The sequence below is a fragment of the Streptomyces sp. NPDC000983 genome (assembly GCF_040299205.1).
In the GTDB taxonomy this organism is placed as follows: Bacteria; Actinomycetota; Actinomycetes; order Streptomycetales; family Streptomycetaceae; genus Streptomyces.
On sequence record NZ_JBEPBM010000012.1, the window covers coordinates 123,207 to 139,064 of the forward strand.

A 15,858-nucleotide genomic window follows, 5' to 3' on the forward strand; every position below is an offset into this window, starting at 1 on the left:
CGGGCTCGGGGCCTTCGGCGGAGGTGGCGGTGCCGCGCTGGAGACCGGAGGGTGGGCCGGCAGGTCGGTCGGGGGTGCTGGTGTCGGCGGGCACCGCAGGCTCGGGGTCGCGTTGGTCGGCCGGGGCCGCGGGTTCGGGGTTGTGGTGGGCGTCGGGGGCCTTGGGATCGGGGCCGCGGTTGGCGGCGGGGGCCGTGGGCGCGGGGGCGCCGGAGTCGGCTGCGGCCGCCCGCTCGGGTTCCTCGGCGGAGAGTGAGCGCTCGCCGTCCTCGGTGGCGCTCTCGCGCTCAGGAGAGCCGCCGCCGGCCGCAGGCTCGGTGCCGGTGGTGGCGTCCGGGTCTGCGGAGGTGGCGGTCGTCGGAGCTTCGGGGTTCCCGGCGGGTGCCGTATGCCCGGAGGCGCCGACGGCGACAGCGGGGTGGGCGGTGGGTGCCGTCCGCCCGGGGGTGCCGACGGCGGCGGGGGCGGCCCCGTCGGCGGGCCGGGGGCCGGTGCCCTCGGCCTCGCTCGCGGGGTCGGGGCCGGCGTCCGGGGGCGGGTCCCGGTGGTCGTCGGTCTTGGCCGGAGGCCGTGGGAGTTGGCGTAGGCGCGTGAAGACAGGCACCCGGTGGTCCTTCCGTGCGGCCCTGACGGCGTCGTGCGGCGCGCCCGGAGCCCGCCGTCCTCCCGTACGGTGCCGCGCCCGCCCGTGTTCAGCCAGGTCGGCCAAGGGCTCGGCAAACACCGGGCAAACGGCGGGCCAAGGGGTCCGGCAGGTGCTACGCCCCGCCCACCGCGGTGAGCAGCGCCAGCGGTGCCGTGGCCGAGCGGGACTCCCGTACGCACGCGTGCGGGTAGGGCACCGGCTCCGGGTGGGTGTCGCGGCCGTATCCCGCCAGGACCTCCGGGAGCCGGTGGCCGGTGGCGGTGGCCGCCTCGACCAGGGCGTGCGCCACCGTCCGGGCCTCGTCGTGCAGGCCGTAGCGGGCCAGGCCCAGGGTGATCAGGGCGTTGTCGTGCGGCCAGACCGAGCCGCGGTGGTACGACAGCGGGTGGTACGCGGGCTGGCCCGCGGCGAGCGTACGCACCCCCCAGCCGGAGAAGAAGTCCGGTTCCAGCAGGCGGCGCCCCACCAGCTCGCCGTACTCCTTGTCCAGCAGGCCCGACCAGAGCAGGTGCCCGGCGTCCGAGGCCAGCGCGTCCACCTGGCGGCCCTCGCCGTCCAGGGCCAGCGCGGGGAAGGACCGCTCCGGCATCCAGAAGTCCCGCTGGAAGCGGTCGCGCAGATCACCGGCCGCCTGCTCCAGCAGTGCCGCGTACGTCTCGTCCCCCCACACCGTCCGGGACAGCCCCGCCGTGCGCCGCAGCGCGTCGTACGCGTAGCCCTGCGCGCCCGCCGCCATCACCGGTCCGCTCGCCTTCGTGCCGTCGGACCAGCAGATCGCGCCGGGGGAGTCCTTCCAGTTCTGGTTGGCCAGTCCGCCCCGGTCGGCCCGGTAGAGCAGGTAGCCCCGCGAGGTGAGGCCGCCGTGGTCCAGCATCCAGGCGACGGCGGCCCGGGCGTGCCGTTCCAGCCGGCGGGCCGGACCGAGGTCCCCGGTCTGTTCCGTGTACGCGCCCAGCAGCACCAGGAACAGGGGCGTCGCGTCCACCGAGCCGTAGTAGCGCCCGAAGGGGACCTGGCCGAAGTGGGCCAGCTCGCCGTGGCGGACCTCGTGCACGATCTTGCCGGGCTGCGCCACCGTGTCCACGCCGGTCTCCGTGGCCTGCGTCGCGGCCAGCGCCGGAAGCGTGGCCGCCGCCAGACCGGGCCGGTAGGGCAGGGCGAACAGCGAGGTGAGCAGGGCGTCCCGGCCCAGCAGGGTCAGGAACCAGGGCGCACCCGCCGCCGGGACCCGCAGCTCCTCGCCGTCCGGGCCGGTCGCCGGGATCTGCAGGGAGGCCAGGTCCGCGAGCCCGCGGGCGCAGGCGGCCGCCAGCTCCGGCCAGCCCGTGGGGAAGGCGACGCCCTCGACGAACTCGCCCTCCAGCGCGATCAGTTGCTCGTTGAGGGCGGCGGGGGAGCGGGGTACCCGCAGGGCGCGCCGGTCGCCGTGCGGGCGGGCCATCACCCGCAGCGCCAGTTCGGTCGTGCCGTGCGGTTCGAGGTCGAAGGTCCACACCAGGCGCCGGGCGCCGGTGCCCGTCTCCTCCACCGCGTCCGGCGACGGCTCGGCCGTCACCGTCGTACAGGAGCGCCATTCGCCGCGCTGGTAGGTGAACTCCAGGCCGTGTTCCAGGACCTGCCGGGAGCGGACGGCCCCGGACTTGCTGTAGGTGCGGTGGTCGGAGCGGAGTTCGAACTGGTCGGTGAAGTCGGCGTCCGCGGTGATCGCCAGCCGGACCGTGGCCGGCGCCGGAAGGTTGCTGGTCACCCGGATCGACTCGACGAACGCGCCGTCCCCCACGGCCTGTTCGCGGAAGAGCGTGTACGCGGGGGGCTCCCGGCGCCCGCCCCGGGGGACCAGGACGCAGCGCGCGGTGTCGCCGTCGGCGACCGGGGTCAGGGACTCCGGCACCGCGCCGTCCAGGGTCAGCTGCCAGCGGCTCAGATGGCGGGCGTCCCGTACGAATAATCCGTCCGGGGAGCTGCCGGCGCCCCGGACGCCGCTGATGTCCCCGCCGTCGCCCACGGCGGCGAACGTCTCCCCGTGCACGAGCAGATGATGTCGGTCCGTCATCCCCGGTCCCCTCCCTTGATCTCCGTGGTGCCGGTGCCGTGGGTGTCCCACGAGGGCTCGCCGTGCAGCAGGTCCAGCGCGAGCGCCGCCGTCCAGCCGAAGTCGGCGGTGCCGCAGGCCGCACCGGTGTACGGGTCCACGTACTCCGCGAACCCCGAGCTGTCCGCCAGTTCCAGCACCGACCGGCGCAGGCCGTCGGCCAGGTGCCGTTCGCCGTGCGTGCGCAGGCCCCGCTCCAGCAGCCAGCCGGTGTTGAACCAGGCCGGGCCGCGCCAGTAGCGGTGCGGGTCGAAGGCCTCGCCGAGCAGGTCGTAGCTCGGCACCAGGCGGGTGGCGGCGCCGAGCGAGAAGTGCGGTCCGCGCGCGGTGCGGACCAGGGCGGCGGTGATCTCCCGAGGGAGCGTCGGCAGCAGCAGCGGGATCAGACCGGAGACGCTCCGCTCCGGGATCAGTCCGCCGCCGCGCACGTCCCGGCAGAGGAACATCCCGCGCTCGGGGTCCCACAGCCGGTCCACCAGGACGCCGGTCAGCCGCTCGGCGCGCGCGTGCCGGGCGGTGCCGGCCGCCCCCAGTTCGTGGGCGATGCCCGCCAGGGCGTGCTCGGAGGCGATGAGCAGGGCGTTGAACGCCGGGTCCTCCACCGCGAAGGCGCCCGCCCGGCCGCCCGCCTCGCCGTCCGCGTACCCGCTGTCCCGGTAGTCCGTCGCCAGGCGCACGTACCGCCCGTAGTCCAGGTCCGTGGGCCGGTCCTCGGGTGCGCCGTGGTCGAGGTCGGCCCGGCGGAAGGAGCGGGCCGGGGCGGGCAGGACCCGGGCCAGCGGGGCGTCCCAGCAGGGGCTGTTGTCCATACCCTGTTCCCATGGGTGGACCACGGACGCGAGGCCCCCGCCGCCCAGGTCCCGCCGGTGCAGCAGGTAGCGGTGCCAGGCGGCCAGCCCCGGGTACACCCGGGCCAGGAAGCCCCGCTGACGGGAGAGCCCCGGGTCGGCGCGGTGCACCAGCCAGGCGGCCAGCGCGTGCACCGGTGGCTGCACGATGCCGGACGTCTGTACGGTGCGCGGGGCGCCCGCAGCGCGCCCCGCGGTCGAGGAGCGCCAGAAGTCGGGGCTCGGGAAGTACGCGTCGAGCGGGACGGAGGGGTTGAAGACGATGTGCGGGATCCGGCCGTCGCCCCACTGGGCGTCCAGCAGCGTCTCCAGCTCCCGCTGGGCCCGCAGCGGCGACAGGTGCCGCAGGCCGATCGCGATGAACGCCGAGTCCCAGGACCACTGGTGCGGATACAGCCCGCGCGAGGGGACCGTGGAGCTGCCCGTCCAGTTGTCCTCCAGCACCCGGGCGGCCCTGACATGCAGCGATCGCGGCCGGTCGGCCGGATCGTATGCAATAGCGGGCGCCGCGGGACGGGCGACGAGCTCGGCGGTGCGATCCACTCGGGACTCCCGGGAGACGACTCGGCCGGCCGGTTCGGCGATGGCCACCGTAGGGTTACGTCTATTTAACACGCAAAACTCAATATGTAATGCAGACTTGAGAAACACAAGGGGGTGCGCATGACGGGTCGAGGTCAGGTCAGCGCCGGCGATCTGCTCGAACTGGTCCGCAGCGGCCGGGCCACGACACGCGGCGCCCTGCAACAGGTCACCGGACTCTCCCGGGCCACCGTCGGCCAGCGCCTGGACCGGCTCTTCAGGGCCGGCTGGCTGCGCGAGGGGGCCGGCGGCCCGGTCGACTCCCCGCAGGGCGGGCGCCCTTCCATCACTCTGGAGTTCGACGACGAGCACGCCGTCGTCCTCGCCGCCGACCTCGACACCCGGCACGCCCGCGCGGCCGTCCTGTCGCTGACCGGCGAGATCCTCGCCGAGCACGGCGGCACGCTGGTCGTGGAGGACGGGCCCGAGACGGTCCTCGGCGAGCTGGGCCGCTGGTTCGCCGAACTGCTGGAGAAGGCCGGACACCGGGCGTCGGAGGTCTGCGGCATCGGGGTCGCGGTGCCGGGGCCGGTCGACAGCGAGACCGGCCGGGTCGTCCAGCCGCCGATCATGCCGGGCTGGGACGGCTACGACATCCGCGGCCGGCTCGCCCGCGCCTTCACCGAGCACACCGGAGCGCCCCGGGTCCCCGTCCTGGTGGACAACGACGCCAACCTGATGGCGTACGGCGAGCAGCGCACCGGATACCCGGACTGTTCGGCGTTCGTCCTGGTCAAGGTCTCCACCGGTATCGGCGCGGGCGTCGTGGTGGACGGCTCGCTCTTCCGGGGCGTGGACGGCGGCGCCGGGGACATCGGCCACATCCGGGTCGGCGCGGACGCCCTGTGCCGCTGCGGCTCCTACGGCTGTCTGGCCGCCGTCGCCAGCGGCGGGGCCGTGGCCCGCAGGCTCGCCGAGGCGGGGGTGCGGGCGGCCTCCGGCTCGGACGTACGGGATCTGCTGGCCTCCGGGCATCCGGAGGCCGTGGGACTGGCCCGGGAGGCGGGACGGCAGGTCGGGGACGTCCTGGCGACGGTGGTCACCCTGCTCAACCCCGGGGTCCTGATGATCGCCGGGGATCTGGCCGGAACCGCCTTCCTCACCGGTGTGCGCGAGCTGCTCTACCAGCGGGCGCTGCCGCGCTCCACCGCTCATCTGGAGGTCGTCACCTCCCGCCTCGGCGAGCGGGCGGGCCTGGTGGGGGCGGGTGCGCTGGTCGTGGAGCATCTGTACGCGCCGGAGCGGGCCGAGGAGCGGCTCTCCGCACTCGGCGTGTGACCACGGTGTTTCGTGTTCGGGAAGCGGTCCGGATGGTGACATCGGGGCCCTCGCGGCGGCGTGATTCTCGCCACCCTTGATAAGGGTTGCGCTCAGATGAGCGAATCTTGACCCGCTGCACTTCTCCAAGGGGTGGCACTCCGTGCCACCCCTTGATCGTTCATCGATCGAAATCAGACGTGAGAATCGACGCTCAGATGAGCGAAAATGGGGGTCCATGAGAGTTCATTCGTTCAAGAGGTGAACGCATGACGGTGCGCTTCCTTGCCAAGCCTTGACTTTCGATCCCCTGGCCGGCGGCTGGTTACAGGCGCATGACGCACAAGTGGACGTACCCAGGTGCCTTCGATCTGGGTATGTTCCTCGCCGTCAGGGCAGCCACCGAGTCCTCGAGGAGTTGGGACCCGTGTCGGAAAACAATAAGTTCGTTTACGACTTCACCGAGGGCAACAAGGAGCTCAAGGACCTTCTGGGCGGTAAAGGTGCGAACCTCGCCGAGATGACCAACCTGGGCCTTCCGGTACCCCCCGGCTTCACCATCACCACCGAGGCCTGCAAGGTCTACCTCGACAGCGGCGAGGAGCCGGCGGCACTGCGTGACGAGGTGAGTGCGCACCTCGACGCCCTCGAGACGAAGATGGGCAAGAAGCTCGGCCAGGCCGACAACCCCCTCCTCGTGTCGGTCCGCTCCGGTGCCAAGTTCTCCATGCCCGGCATGATGGACACGGTCCTGAACATCGGCCTCTCCGACAAGTCGGTGAAGGGCCTCACCGAGCAGGCCGGCGACGAGCGCTTCGCGTGGGACTCCTACCGGCGCCTCATCCAGATGTTCGGCAAGACCGTCCTCGGCGTCGACGGCGAGCTCTTCGAGGAGGCCCTGGAGGCGGCGAAGGCGGCCAAGAAGGTCACCGTCGACACCGAGCTGGAGGCGGCCGACCTCAAGAAGCTGGTCACCAAGTTCAAGCGGATCGTCAAGACCGAGGCCGGCCGGGACTTCCCGCAGGACCCGCGCGAGCAGATGGACCTCGCCATCAAGGCGGTCTTCGAGTCCTGGAACGGCGACCGGGCCAAGCTCTACCGCCGTCAGGAGCGCATCCCGGGCGACCTGGGCACCGCCGTCAACATCTGCTCCATGGTCTTCGGCAACCTGGGCCCGGACTCCGGCACCGGCGTCGCCTTCACCCGCGACCCCGCCTCCGGCCACCAGGGCGTCTACGGCGACTACCTGCAGAACGCGCAGGGCGAGGACGTGGTCGCGGGCATCCGCAACACCGTCCCGCTCGCGGAGCTGGAGTCGATCGACAAGAAGTCGTACGACCAGCTGATGCAGATCATGGAGACCCTGGAGAACCACTACAAGGATCTCTGCGACATCGAGTTCACCATCGAGCGCGGCCAGCTGTGGATGCTCCAGACCCGCGTCGGCAAGCGCACGGCGGGCGCCGCCTTCCGCATCGCCACCCAGCTGGTGGACCAGGGCCTGATCGACGAGGCCGAGGCGCTCCAGCGCGTCAACGGCGCCCAGCTCGCCCAGCTGATGTTCCCGAAGTTCGACGAGGAGGCCAAGGTCGCGCAGGTCGGCCGGGGCATCGCCGCCTCGCCGGGCGCGGCCGTCGGCAAGGCCGTCTTCGACTCGTACACCGCGGTGAAGTGGTCCCGCTCGGGCGAGAAGGTCATCCTGGTCCGCCGGGAGACCAACCCCGACGACCTCGACGGCATGATCGCGGCCGAGGGCATCCTGACCTCCCGCGGCGGCAAGACCTCGCACGCGGCCGTGGTCGCCCGCGGCATGGGCAAGACCTGTGTCTGCGGCGCCGAGGAGCTGGAGGTCGACACCAAGCGGCGCCGGATGACCGTGCCTGGCGGGCACGTCGTCGAGGAGGGCGACCTCATCTCGATCGACGGCTCCTCCGGCAAGGTCTACCTGGGCGAGGTCCCGGTCGTGCCGTCCCCGGTCGTGGAGTACTTCGAGGGCCGGATGCACGCCGGCGCCCAGGACGCCGACGAGCTGGTCGAGGCCGTGCACCGGATCATGGCGTTCGCCGACCGCAAGCGCCGGCTGCGGGTGCGCGCCAACGCCGACAACGCCGAGGACGCGCTGCGCGCCCGCCGCTTCGGCGCCCAGGGCATCGGCCTGTGCCGCACCGAGCACATGTTCCTCGGCGACCGACGCGAGCTGGTCGAGCGGCTGATCCTCGCCGACACCGACGAGGAGCGCGAGGACTCCCTCAAGCAGCTGCTGCCGCTGCAGAAGAAGGACTTCGTCGAGCTGTTCTCCGCGATGGACGGCCTGCCCGTCACCGTCCGGCTGCTGGACCCGCCGCTGCACGAGTTCCTGCCCGACATCACCGAGCTGTCGGTCCGGGTGGCCCTCGCCGAGTCCCGCAAGGACCCGCACGAGAACGACCTGCGCCTGCTCCAGGCCGTGCACCGGCTGCACGAGCAGAACCCGATGCTGGGTCTGCGCGGCGTACGCCTGGGCCTGGTCATCCCCGGCCTGTTCACCATGCAGGTACGGGCCATCGCCGAGGCGGCCGCCGAGCGCAAGAACGCCAAGGGCGACCCGCGCGCGGAGATCATGATCCCGCTGGTCGGCACGGTCCAGGAGCTGGAGATCGTCCGCGAGGAGGCCGACCAGGTCATCGCGGAGGTCGAGGCCGCCACCGGCGTCCAGCTGAAGCTGGCCATCGGCACCATGATCGAGCTGCCGCGGGCCGCGCTGACCGCCGGTCAGATCGCGGAAGCGGCGGAGTTCTTCTCCTTCGGCACCAACGACCTCACCCAGACGGTGTGGGGCTTCAGCCGGGACGACGTGGAGGCCAGCTTCTTCACCGCCTACCTGGAGAAGGGCATCTTCGGCGTCAGCCCCTTCGAGACCATCGACAAGGACGGCGTGGGCTCGCTGGTGAAGTCCGCGGTGCAGGCGGGCCGCGAGACCCGTCCCGACCTCAAGCTCGGCGTCTGCGGCGAGCACGGCGGTGACCCGGAGTCGGTCCACTTCTTCCACGAGGTGGGTCTGGACTACGTCTCCTGCTCCCCGTTCCGCATCCCGGTCGCCCGTCTCGAAGCGGGGCGTGCGGCCACCCAGTCCGAGGGCAGCGACCACCGCTGACCCTCACCCGCTCCGGAGCCGTCGTGGGTCCCCGACCCTCAACACCGATCCACGCCGGCTCCGGATCGCCCAGAGAAGGGGCGGCAACCCGTGCGGGGGTGCCGCCCCTTCGGGCTGCCCGGGGCCTGCCGCGGGGAGCGGCCCCGCGACGCGCGACAGGCCCTACTCCTGCGGCGCACGGCGTCGCCGCACCGCCATCAGCACGCCCGCCCCGGCGAGCATGACCACCACGCTGCCGCCCGCGAGGTAGGGGGTGGCGCCGTTGCCGCCGGTCTCGGCGAGGTCGGCGCCCTCGGACGCGTCCCCGGCCGCCGTGTCCTCGCCGGTGTCCGCCGCCGCGTCCTCGGCCGGCTCGAAGTCCGCGGGTGGCTGGTCGCAGCCGACGCCGTCGCCGTCGCGGTCCAGATGGGTCCCGTAGTGCTCGTCGCCCTCGGCGATGTTGGCGTACCCGTTGGCGTACGCCTCGGAGCAGTTCGCGAACGGGTGGTCGCCCTCGTGGGCCCGGGCGGTGCCCGGCACGACGGCCAGCGCGAGTCCGGCTGCGGCCAGGACGGTGGACATGCGGAACAGGTTCATGGAACCCCCCTCGGTTCGTACAGATATCCGCGCACCTGATCACATCGGAGGCGATCGGCCGGATTCGAGGTGCCGACGCTATTGAGGGGTGTGTGGGGGTGTGGCGGTTCCGTGGACCTGTGATGCAAGCGTGACGTGACCAGGCGGTAACTCTCCGCGAGGCGGGGGCCCTTGGGGCGCGCTCCCGCACGGGTGTTCCATGCGGGAGCGGGTGTTCGTCCGTCAGCTGCGGAAGGGCCCGGTCACCTCGTACGTGATGCCGCCCGAGGAGCTGCCCGACGTGCCGCGCTGGCTGGAGAAGTACAGGCGGGTTCCGTCGGGGGAGAAGGCCGGGCCGGTGATCTCCGAGCTCGACTGGCCGTCGATGCGGAGGAAGGGGGCGATCACGTCGTCCGGGGTGATGACGCAGATCTCCATGGTGCCGCCGTCCTCGGCCACGAACAGGTCGCCGGAGGAGGAGCCGGTGATGTTGTCGACGCCGGTGAGGGGAGGCGTCCCCGAGACCAGGGAGTCGTCGTAGGCCAGCTCGTAGGTGCTGTTGGCGAGGTTGAGCTGCCAGACCCGGTTGTCGCCCTTGGTGGTGAACCACACCGTGTCGTCGGCGTAGTGGCAGCCCTCGCCGCCGTTGAAGGACTTCGAGCCGGAGACCTGGGTGCGGGTGGAGGTCGGGGAGCCGTCCGGGTCGGGGACGTTCGCCCAGCTGAACGAGCCCGAGGTGGCGGAGCCGGCGACCATCACCTGGAGGGTGCCGGAGGAGAGGTCGCCCCAGGTGGTGGGGACGAAGCGGTAGAAGCGGCCGTTGGTCTCGTCCTCGGTGAGGTAGACGACCTGGCGGACCGGGTCGGCCGCCGCCGCCTCGTGCTTGAAGCGGCCCATCGCGTCCCGGCGGACGGCCGCGTTCACACCCCAGGGGTCCGTCTCGTAGACGTAGCCGAGCGAGACCTCCTCGCAGGACAGCCAGGTGTTCCACGGGGTCCTGCCGCCCGCGCAGTTGGTGCGGGTGTTGGCGAGGATGCGGTACGCGCCGGTGATCGCGCCGGCGGCGGAGAACTTCACCGCGCTCACCCCGCCGCCCGGGTTGATCTCCGAGTTCGAGACGTAGATCCAGCCGGAGCCGTCCGCGTAACAGGCGCCGCCGTCGGGGGCGTTGTGCCAGGTGTACGACGTTCCCGGGACGGTCTGGCCGGACCGGGCGATCACCCGGCTGGTGAAGCCGCTCGGCAGCCTGATGCCGTTGGCGTCCGGCGAACCGAGCGCTCCGTACGGGCCGGTGCCGGGCTGGGCCGGCGCGGCGTACGCGGCGCCGCGCCACAGGGTTCCGCCGAGGACGGCGGAGGACCCGCCGAGGACGACCGCACGCAGGACTGTACGACGTTCCACTCTCGCTCCAGGGGTGGAGACCGCCCCGCCGCCGGCCGGCGGCGGGGTCGTGCGGAGAGGGACGCTAGAAGGGCGGGGTTACCGCGCCCGGGGGCCTTGGGTTGACGGACCGTGGACAGGTCGTGACGGCACCGCACCGCCCTTTGGCCAAGGCTCGCCGTGCGGGCCCGCGGCGGGCGGGCTCCGGCGGGCGGGCGACGGCGCGGGGTGCCGTCCCGCTCCGCCTCGCTGTGCCGCGCCTGCCGCGCAGGCGCCCGGTGGTCAGTCCTTGCGGCCCGTCGCCGCCACCGTGACGCCGAGGCCGATCATGGTCATGCCGCCGATGCCGCCCACCATGGACAGCCGGCGCGGGGAGCGGGCGAACCAGCCGCGGGCGGTCGCCGCCGCCAGGCCCCAGACGCTGTCCGAGGCGAGCGCGATGGCGTTGAAGACCAGGCCGAGCAGCAGCATCTGCGCCGTGACGTGCCCGGCGCCCCGGTCGACGAACTGCGGCAGCACCGCGGCGAAGAACACGATGGTCTTGGGGTTGGTCACGCCGACCGCGAACCCCTCCCAGAACGTCCGCAGACCGCCCTGCGCCACCGTCGCCGCGTCGTCGGCGAACACGGACCGCAGCGACCCGCGGTCCCGCCACGCCCTGACGCCGAGGTACACGAGGTAGGCCGCCCCGGCGAGCTTGAGCAGCGTGAACAGCAGCACCGAACGCTCCACGACGGAGCCGACGCCGAGCGCCACGGCCAGCACCAGCACATAGGCGCCGGCGGTGTTGCCGGCCACCGTCGTCAGGGCGGCCCGGCGGCCCTGGGCGAGCGCCCGCCCGACGACGAACAGCACGCTGGGGCCGGGCACCACGATCAGCAGGAACGACATGGCCGCGAAGGCGAGAAGACGGTCGGAGGACACCATGCCCGCCATGGAAGCAGCGGGTGCCGCCCCCGGGCCAGCCGTTTTCCCGTGACCTCCGGCGCGACAGGCCCGAGGCCCGCCCGGAGTCCTCCTCCGGACGGGCCTCGGCGTGAGGTCCGGTCAGGCCGCGCGGACCTCGTACGTCGTCACCCGTACCGTCTCGTCGTCCAGGCACTGCCCGGAGGCGAGGTCGAACCGCTGCTTCAGCAGCGGGGACGCCACGAACGGACGGCCCTGGAGCGAGCCGGTCAGCCCGCGGGAGAGCACTCCCGCGCCGCTGAACGGGTCGCGGTTGTCGATCGCGTAGAGGGCGCCGCCGCGGTCCCGGAAGAGGGCCACCTGGCCGCCGTCCGGCAGCAGGGCCGCCACACCGCGCCCGGGGAGCAGTTGGTCGAGGTCGCAGACCGTGAACCAGCCGTCCGCCAGCTGGAGCTGGATCTTGAGGTCGGTCGTCTCGGGTGCCAGGGTCATCGCTGGGCGCTTCCTTCCAGGACGTCTGCCGTGTCGGTGGTGCGCATGCCGATGGAGAGCAGCGGCAGGTCGGGCTTGATCTGGTCACGCTCGGGGACGAAGCCGACGACCGGGTCGGGGGTGTCCGGAGCGTTCACGAAGGACACGAACCGGGCGAGCTTCTCCGGGTCGTTGATGGTGGTCGCCCACTCGTCGGCGTAGTGGGAGACGTGGTCCGTCATCAGGGACTCCAGCTCCTCGCAGATGCCGAGGGAGTCCTCCACGACCACGTCGCGCACGTGGTCCAGGCCGCCGGGGATCCGCTCCAGCCAGGTCGAGGTGCGTTCCAGCCGGTCGGCGGTGCGGATGTAGAACATCAGGAAGCGGTCGATCAGCCGGATCAGCCCGGCGTCGTCGAGGTCCTGGGCGAGCAGGTCCGCGTGGCGCGGGGTGGCGCCGCCGTTGCCGCCTACGTAGAGGTTCCAGCCGTTGGAGGTGGCGATGATGCCGAAGTCCTTCGACTGGGCCTCGGCGCACTCGCGGGCGCAGCCCGACACCGCCGACTTCAGCTTGTGCGGGGAGCGCAGGCCCCGGTAGCGCAGCTCCAGGTCGATCGCCATGCGGACGGAGTCCTGGACGCCGTAGCGGCACCAGGTCTGGCCGACGCAGGACTTCACCGTGCGCAGCGACTTGCCGTAGGCGTGGCCGGACTCGAAGCCGGCGTCGACCAGGCGGGTCCAGATCAGCGGGAGCTGCTCGACGCGGGCGCCGAACATATCGATCCGCTGACCTCCGGTGATCTTGGTGTAGAGGCCGAAGTCCCGGGCGATCTCGCCGATCACGATGAGGCCCTCGGGGGTGATCTCACCGCCGGGGATGCGCGGCACGACCGAGTACGAGCCGTTCTTCTGGAGGTTGGCGAGGAAGTGGTCGTTGGTCTCCTGCAGGGACGCCTGCTCGCCGTCCAGGACGTAGCCGCTGGCGCCGATGGTCGGGGCGAGGGAGGCGATGATCGAGCCGACGGCCGGCTTGCAGACGTCGCAGCCGTCACCGCCCCGGGCGTCGTCGCGGCCGTAGCGGTCGAGGAGGTCCTGGTAGGTGTTGATGCGCAGGGCGAGGACGATCTCGTACAGCTCCTCGCGGGTCTGCGCGAAGCAGCCGCACAGGCCCTTGTCGACCTCGACGCCGCTGGCCTCCAGCTCGGCGGTGACCAGCTGGCCGAGGACCTTGACGCAGGAACCGCAGCCGGTGCCGGCCTTGGTGCACTTCTTCACCTCGGGCACGGTCGTGCACTGGTGGTCGGTGACCGCGCCGCGGATGGCGCCCTTGGAGACGTTGTGGCAGGAGCAGATGATCGCCTCGTCCGGCAGCGCGGACGGGCCGAGCTGGGCGGGGGCGCCGGCCCCGGCGGGCAGCACCAGCGACTCGGGGGAGACCGGCGGGACCGAGCCGGTGAAGGCGCGCAGCGTGCCGTACGCCTCCGCGTCGCCGACCAGGATGCCGCCGAGGAGGGTGCCGTCGCGGCCGATGACCAGCTTCTTGTACAGGCCCGAGCGGGAGTCGGAGTAGACGACGTCCAGGCAGTCCTCGGTGGCGCCGTGCGCGTCGCCGAAGGAGGCGACGTCCACGCCGAGCAGCTTCAGCTTGGTCGACAGGTCGGCGCCGGTGAACGCCAGGTCCTCGGCCTCGTCGTCGGCGATCGCGGCGGCGGCCGTCAGGGCCTGCTCGTAGCCGGGGGCGACCAGGCCGTACACCCGGCCGTCGGAGGCCAGCGCGCACTCGCCGATCGCGAAGACGTGCGGGTCGTTCAGTGACCGGCACCGCTCGTCCACCGCGATGCCGCCGCGCTCGCCGACCGTCAGGCCGCAGTCGCGGGCCAGCTGGTCGCGGGGGCGCACACCGGCGCTGAACACCACCAGGTCGGTGGCGAGTTCGGAACCGTCGGAGAGCTTCATGCCGGTGACGACGCCCCGGTCGTCGACGACGATCTCCTGCGTGCCCACACCCGTGTGCACGCTCAGGCCCATGTCCTCGATGGTGCGCAGCAGCGCGGCGCCGCCGCCCTCGTCGACCTGCACCGGCATCAGCCGGGGCGCGAACTCCACGATGTGGGAGGTCAGTCCGAGGCCCTTGAGTGCGCCGGCCGCCTCCAGGCCGAGCAGTCCGCCGCCGACCACCGCGCCCGTCGTGGCGCTCTTCGCGTACTCCTCGATCGCGAGCAGGTCCTCGATGGTGCGGTAGACGAAGCAGCCGGTGGCGTCCTTGTTCGGGACCGGCGGCACGAACGGGAAGGAGCCGGTGGCCAGGACCAGGACGTCGTACTCGAAGACCTCGCCCGACTCGGCGGTGACCTTGCGGGCCTCGCGGTCGACGGTCAGCGCCGGGTCGCCGATGCGCAGCTCGATGCCGTGCCGCTCGATGAACTCCATGTCCGTCATGGACAGGTCCTCGGGCGTCTTGCCGGAGAAGTACGAGGTGAGGGCGACGCGGTCGTAGGCGGGACGCGGCTCCTCGCACAGCACGACCACGCGGTGCGTGGCGGTCAGACCGCGCTCGGCGAGCGCTTCGAGGAAGCGCTGGCCGACCATGCCGTGGCCGACGAGCACGATCGTGGGGGTGGCCCCCGGGGTGGCGGTCATCAGGAGCCTCCGTCGTTGGTGAGCAGGTGGAGCAGGGGTGCGCCGTCGGAAGGGAGCGGCTCTGCTCCCTCCCAGGCGCGGGCGAGCGCGCCGACCGTGCCGAGTTCGCCGACGAGGACCCCGCCGACGACGCGGTCCTCGCGGACCACGACCTTGCGGTAGGTGCCCCGGGTGGCGTCGGTGAGCTGGACGACGTCGTCGCCGGGGAGCGCCTCGGTCTCGCCGAACGCGGCGAGGTCGAAGGCGTTGAGGCCGAAGGCGCCGGGGTCGGACGCGCCGGGGTCGGACGCGCCGGGGTCGGACGCGCCGGTCCCGTGCAGCGTCAGCCGGGTCAGCGCCCGGGTGCCGGTGTAGCGGGCGCGGGCGTCGCCGGCGAGCAGCTCGGCCAGCGCGTCGGCCTGTTCCAGGGCCGGGGTGGCGAGCCCGTAGAGGGTGCCGTCGTGCTGGGCGCAGTCGCCGATCGCCCGGATGTGCGGGTCGGAGGTGCGCAGTTCGTCGTCGACCAGGACGCCCTTGTGCACGGCGAGACCGGCCTCCTTGGCGAGGCCCACCTTCGGGTGCACCCCGCAGGCCAGCACCACCAGGTCGGCGCCGAGGGCGTAGCCGTCGGCCATCTCCACCGAGCGGACCGCGCCGCCGACGCAGCGCACGTCACGCACCCGGCACTCGGTGTGCACCTCGACGCCCAGGTCCTTCAGGTGCCGCAGGACCAGCTTGGAGGCGCCCGGGTCGAGCTGGCGCTCCATGAGCCGCTCGGACTGCTGGGCGAGCACGACCTGGGCGCCGCGCACGGCGAGCGCCCGGGCCGCGGAGACACCGAGCAGTCCGCCGCCGATGACGACGGCCCGCACACCCGGCCGGACCGCCTTGGACAGGCCCAGGCAGTCGTCCATGGTGCGGAACGCGTGCACGCCCTCGGGCAGCTCGTGGTCGGCCGTGAACAGTCCGCGCAGCGGCGGCAGCACCGGGTTGGAGCCGGTCGCCAGGACCAGCGTGTCGTATGCGATCTTCGAGCCGTCCGCGCACTCGACGACCCGCCCGTCCCGGTCGATGCCGGTGACCCGGGTGCGGAGCAGTCCGTCCGGGGTGGGCAGCGCGATCACCTCGGGGGCGTACCGCCCGGCCAGCACCTCGGCGAGCAGGACCCGGTTGTAGGGCCGGTGCTCCTCCTCGCCGATCAGCAGCGCGGGCGTGCCGAGCTCGCCGAGCCGCCGGGCGAGCCGTACGCCCGCGAGGCCGGCGCCGATCACCACCACACGCGTATTCGAGGTCATGCCAATGAGCGTGCGGTGCGGGTGTTACCCGACCGCATCACGTCTGTTTCACGCGGGGAACTCTGCCCTCAGCGA

Annotated in this window: 10 protein-coding genes; 2 read left to right on the forward strand and 8 right to left on the reverse strand. The window is 72.7% G+C overall.

Annotated elements, in window-relative coordinates; all coding sequences use genetic code 11:
* Nucleotides 1-758: 758 nt before the first annotated feature.
* Nucleotides 759-2,699, reverse strand: coding sequence for an amylo-alpha-1,6-glucosidase (locus tag ABT296_RS16440; protein WP_351927701.1), 1,941 nt, complete (start codon nucleotides 2,697-2,699; stop codon nucleotides 759-761).
* Nucleotides 2,696-4,129 (reverse strand): MGH1-like glycoside hydrolase domain-containing protein, encoded by a 1,434-nt coding sequence (locus ABT296_RS16445; protein ID WP_351927703.1) that lies wholly within the window; start codon nucleotides 4,127-4,129, stop codon nucleotides 2,696-2,698. Before ABT296_RS16445 ends, ABT296_RS16440 begins: the two co-directional genes overlap by 4 nt.
* A gap of 120 nt (nucleotides 4,130-4,249) precedes the next feature.
* Between ABT296_RS16445 and ABT296_RS16450 the strand changes: the two genes are divergently transcribed.
* Both ABT296_RS16450 and ppdK read left to right on the forward strand, forming a co-directional pair.
* Nucleotides 4,250-5,446 (forward strand): ROK family protein, encoded by a 1,197-nt coding sequence (locus tag ABT296_RS16450; protein WP_351927705.1) that lies wholly within the window; start codon nucleotides 4,250-4,252, stop codon nucleotides 5,444-5,446.
* Nucleotides 5,447-5,852: 406 nt separating this feature from the next.
* Nucleotides 5,853-8,558 carry a pyruvate, phosphate dikinase gene (gene ppdK / locus ABT296_RS16455; protein ID WP_351927707.1) on the forward strand — a complete coding sequence of 902 codons (2,706 nt, stop codon included), beginning with the start codon at nucleotides 5,853-5,855 and terminating at the stop codon, nucleotides 8,556-8,558.
* 162 nt (nucleotides 8,559-8,720) lie between these two features.
* Here the strand turns inward: ppdK and ABT296_RS16460 are convergent, their stop codons facing one another.
* From ABT296_RS16460 to ABT296_RS16485, 6 genes are all read right to left on the reverse strand, one after another.
* Entirely contained in the window at nucleotides 8,721-9,134 is a 414-nt protein-coding gene (locus tag ABT296_RS16460) for an LAETG motif-containing sortase-dependent surface protein (protein ID WP_351927709.1), read from the reverse strand.
* A 222-nt stretch (nucleotides 9,135-9,356) separates the two neighbouring features.
* Entirely contained in the window at nucleotides 9,357-10,514 is a 1,158-nt protein-coding gene (locus ABT296_RS16465; RefSeq protein WP_351927711.1) for an alkaline phosphatase PhoX, read from the reverse strand.
* 261 nt (nucleotides 10,515-10,775) lie between these two features.
* The gene (locus ABT296_RS16470) at nucleotides 10,776-11,420 is read right to left on the reverse strand and encodes a LysE family translocator (protein ID WP_351927712.1); all 645 of its coding nucleotides are present in this window, start codon (nucleotides 11,418-11,420) and stop codon (nucleotides 10,776-10,778) included.
* Between the two features lie 120 nt (nucleotides 11,421-11,540).
* Nucleotides 11,541-11,891 carry a nitrite reductase small subunit NirD gene (gene nirD, locus ABT296_RS16475; RefSeq protein WP_351927714.1) on the reverse strand — a complete coding sequence of 117 codons (351 nt, stop codon included), beginning with the start codon at nucleotides 11,889-11,891 and terminating at the stop codon, nucleotides 11,541-11,543.
* Nucleotides 11,888-14,509 (reverse strand): nitrite reductase large subunit NirB, encoded by a 2,622-nt coding sequence (gene nirB / locus ABT296_RS16480; RefSeq protein ID WP_351927716.1) that lies wholly within the window; start codon nucleotides 14,507-14,509, stop codon nucleotides 11,888-11,890. The genes nirD and nirB overlap by 4 nt, the downstream gene beginning before the upstream one ends.
* Nucleotides 14,509-15,783, reverse strand: coding sequence for an NAD(P)/FAD-dependent oxidoreductase (locus tag ABT296_RS16485; RefSeq protein WP_351927718.1), 1,275 nt, complete (start codon nucleotides 15,781-15,783; stop codon nucleotides 14,509-14,511). Before ABT296_RS16485 ends, nirB begins: the two co-directional genes overlap by 1 nt.
* Nucleotides 15,784-15,858: the final 75 nt, after the last annotated feature.